The sequence below is a fragment of the Halomonas ventosae genome (genome assembly GCF_004361885.1).
GTDB classification, from domain to species: domain Bacteria; phylum Pseudomonadota; class Gammaproteobacteria; order Pseudomonadales; family Halomonadaceae; genus Halomonas; species Halomonas ventosae_C.
The window spans coordinates 1-4,242 of the sequence record NZ_SNWH01000043.1 but is presented as its reverse complement, the minus strand read 5'-3'; the positions used below and the strand labels follow the sequence as shown (position 1 = coordinate 4,242).

The window sequence follows — 4,242 nt, the reverse complement described above, 5'->3', positions numbered from 1 at the left end:
CTCATGTCAGCATTCGCACTCGTGATACCTCCAGCAGACCTCTCGATCCACCTTCATCGGCGTACACGACGCTCCTCTACCGCGCCCGACCACTCGAGAGTGGTCGGGCACCCGTAGCTTCGGTACCTGGTTTGAGCCCCGTTACATCTTCCGCGCAGGCCGACTCGACTAGTGAGCTATTACGCTTTCTTTAAAGGATGGCTGCTTCTAAGCCAACCTCCTAGCTGTCTGAGCCTTCCCACATCGTTTCCCACTTAACCAGGATTTCGGGACCTTAGCTGACGGTCTGGGTTGTTTCCCTTTTCACAACGGACGTTAGCACCCGCTGTGTGTCTCCCACGCGTCACTCACCGGTATTCGGAGTTTGCCTCGGGTTGGTAAGTCGGGATGACCCCCTAGCCGAAACAGTGCTCTACCCCCGGCGGTGCTACGTGAGGCGCTACCTAAATAGCTTTCGAGGAGAACCAGCTATCTCCGGGCTTGATTAGCCTTTCACTCCGATCCACAAGTCATCCAAATCTTTTTCAACAGATCCTGGTTCGGGCCTCCAGTTGATGTTACTCAACCTTCACCCTGCTCATGGATAGATCGCCCGGTTTCGGGTCTATTCCCAGCGACTGGTCGCCCCGTTAAGACTCGCTTTCGCTACGCCTCCCCTAATCGGTTAAGCTCGCCACTGAAAATAAGTCGCTGACCCATTATACAAAAGGTACGCGGTCACCCGACCACTCAATCACTCTGAACACTGTGATGTGATGCGGTCCATCAACAACGTTCGCATTCGACCATTGCGCTTGATCTTCTGCTCTCGTTCTTGAGCCACTCGTTCACTGAGATAAGCTTCGTAATATACCAGCCTCCATGTTCTGCCACGTGTCGCTTGTTGCTTGCCGGCATTATGCTCGCCAAGCCTTCTTCGGAGATCACCGCTATAACCGGTGTAGAACTCCGTCGGACAGGCAATGTTTTGCAGGACATAAAAATAATACATAAGCTTGCCAAAATGATTGAGTGGTCGGGCTCCCACTGCTTGTACGCATACGGTTTCAGGATCTATTTCACTCCCCTCTCCGGGGTTCTTTTCGCCTTTCCCTCACGGTACTGGTTCACTATCGGTCAGCCAGGAGTATTTAGCCTTGGAGGATGGTCCCCCCGTCTTCAGTCAAGGTTTCTCGTGCCCCGACCTACTCGATTTCATCCGACCACTCGTTTCGTGTACGAGACTATCACTCCCTATGGTTAGCCTTCCCAGACTATTCCACTACGAAGTGGTCGGACTTAAGGGCTGGTCCCCGGTCGCTCGCCGCTACTGGGGGAATCTCGGTTGATTTCTTTTCCTCGGGGTACTGAGATGTTTCAGTTCCCCCGGTTCGCCTCCCACCCCTATGGATTCAGGGTGGGATACCCGACCACTCGAAAGTGGTCGGGTGGGTTTCCCCATTCAGAAATGCCCGGGTCACAGGTCGTTTGCCACCTCGCCGAGCCTTATCGCAGGCTGCCACGTCTTTCATCGCCTCTGGCTGCCTAGGCATCCACCGTATGCGCTTCATCGCTTGACCATATAACCCCAAGAGGTCTGGTCCGCGATGACGATCGACAATTGCCGGATACGCTTGAGACGTATCTCGCGTCTCTTCCTCTCGGAAGAAACTTTGTCAGCATGATTCACATTGTTAAAGAGCAGACTGTCAATCGACAGTCACAAACCTGACATCACTGGGTGTGACGATGGCTTGTGACTGCAGACTCGATCAGGTCACGGACTGTTGGATGGTAGCGCCTGAAGATCGAAGTCGGGGCGACCCCCTGGTGCAAGGGCAGGCGCTCTCCAGCTGAGCTCCGCGCTTCCGAGAGGAAGATGGTGGAGCCAAGCGGGATCGAACCGCTGACCTCCTGCGTGCAAGGCAGGCGCTCTCCCAGCTGAGCTATGGCCCCAGACAATAATTTAGGTGAGACAAGGCGCTTTGTGGTGACGCATAGCCTGCTATGCGAGTCGCAAAGCAACGCAGTATCACGCAAATTTGGTGGGTCTGGGCAGACTTGAAATAAACCCCGCGACCTCACCCTTCTCTTTATAGAACATCTGGGGGTGCGCTCTCACCAACTGAGCGATCCGGCCATTCAGAGAATGGTGGGTCTGGGCAGACTTGAACTGCCGACCTCACCCTTATCAGGGGTGCGCTCTAACCCACTGAGCTACAGACCCAGCACCATACTAACTGCTAAACCTATTTCAGTTCGGTCGGCAAACCTCACCCTCCTTTCCATAAAGGTCAGGGGGTGCGCTCTAACCCACTGAGCTACAGACCCAAACAGTCGTTGCTCGTTCGATCAGGTAATTCATTGTGGACACTTGCCGGGCGTGATGATTCGTCGTTTAAGGAGGTGATCCAGCCGCAGGTTCCCCTACGGCTACCTTGTTACGACTTCACCCCAGTCATGAACCACACCGTGGTGATCGCTCTCCCGAAGGTTAAGCTAACCACTTCTGGTGCAGTCCACTCCCATGGTGTGACGGGCGGTGTGTACAAGGCCCGGGAACGTATTCACCGTGACATTCTGATTCACGATTACTAGCGATTCCGACTTCACGGAGTCGAGTTGCAGACTCCGATCCGGACTGAGACCGGCTTTTCGGGATTAGCTCTACCTCGCGGCTTTGCAACCCTTTGTACCGGCCATTGTAGCACGTGTGTAGCCCTACCCGTAAGGGCCATGATGACTTGACGTCGTCCCCACCTTCCTCCGGTTTGTCACCGGCAGTCTCCCTAGAGTTCCCGGCATTACCCGCTGGCAAATAGGGACAAGGGTTGCGCTCGTTACGGGACTTAACCCAACATTTCACAACACGAGCTGACGACAGCCATGCAGCACCTGTCTGTGCGTTCCCGAAGGCACCAAGGTATCTCTACCAAGTTCGCACGATGTCAAGGGTAGGTAAGGTTCTTCGCGTTGCATCGAATTAAACCACATGCTCCACCGCTTGTGCGGGCCCCCGTCAATTCATTTGAGTTTTAACCTTGCGGCCGTACTCCCCAGGCGGTCGACTTATCGCGTTAACTGCGCCACAAAGGTCTCGAGGACCCCAACGGCTAGTCGACATCGTTTACGGCGTGGACTACCAGGGTATCTAATCCTGTTTGCTACCCACGCTTTCGCACCTCAGTGTCAGTGTCAGTCCAGAAGGCCGCCTTCGCCACTGGTATTCCTCCCGATCTCTACGCATTTCACCGCTACACCGGGAATTCTACCTTCCTCTCCTGCACTCTAGCCTGACAGTTCCGGATGCCATTCCCAGGTTGAGCCCGGGGCTTTCACAACCGGCTTATCACGCCACCTACGCGCGCTTTACGCCCAGTCATTCCGATTAACGCTTGCACCCTCCGTATTACCGCGGCTGCTGGCACGGAGTTAGCCGGTGCTTCTTCTGTGAGTGATGTCTTTCCTCGGGGCTATTCGCCCCAAGGCGTTCTTCCTCACTGAAAGTGCTTTACAACCCGAAAGCCTTCTTCACACACGCGGCATGGCTGGATCAGGCTTGCGCCCATTGTCCAATATTCCCCACTGCTGCCTCCCGTAGGAGTTCGGGCCGTGTCTCAGTCCCGATGTGGCTGATCATCCTCTCAGACCAGCTACGGATCGTCGCCTTGGTGAGCCATTACCTCACCAACCAGCTAATCCGACATAGGCTCATCCAATAGCGCAAGGTCCTGTCCCGAAGAACACGATCCCCTGCTTTCTCCCGTAGGACGTATGCGGTATTAGCCTGGGTTTCCCCAGGTTATCCCCCACTACCGGGCAGATTCCTATGCATTACTCACCCGTCCGCCGCTCGTCAGCACCCCGAAGGGTCTGTTACCGCTCGACTTGCATGTGTTAGGCCTGCCGCCAGCGTTCAATCTGAGCCATGATCAAACTCTTCAGTTTAAAGTCTGACTGGTTCCTAAGGTGGAACCAAACCTGACTCAAGGTTTCAAACGTCTCTTGACGAGTCGCTTGCCTTGAATGTTGCAGTGACTGGTCACCGACATCCCGACAAGCGCCCACATGAATTACCTGATCGATTGTTAAAGAGCTCTCGCTGTTGCCGTCGTGCCAACTGCTTCGATGAAGCGGTGGTCCCGCCGGCGCCCCGCAAGGAAGGCGTATTCTACGTGATCGGCGTTGCCTGTCAACCCCTGATCTTTCCCTCTCCACCGCCGGCAACCTGTCCCGTCGCCGGCAGCGGATGCGTACTCTACG

Annotated in this window: 2 tRNA genes and 2 rRNA genes; all 4 read right to left on the bottom strand. The window is 55.1% G+C overall.

Features of this window, described 5'->3' with window-relative positions:
* Nucleotides 1–1,559, bottom strand: a 23S ribosomal RNA gene (locus tag DFO68_RS15190); the annotation flags it as partial.
* 300 nt (nt 1,560–1,859) lie between these two features.
* Nucleotides 1,860–1,935, bottom strand: a tRNA-Ala gene (locus tag DFO68_RS15185).
* A 194-nt stretch (nt 1,936–2,129) separates the two neighbouring features.
* A tRNA-Ile gene (locus tag DFO68_RS15180) sits at nt 2,130–2,206 on the bottom strand.
* Between the two features lie 172 nt (nt 2,207–2,378).
* Nucleotides 2,379–3,927 (bottom strand): 16S ribosomal RNA (locus DFO68_RS15175).
* Nucleotides 3,928–4,242 lie beyond the last annotated feature (315 nt).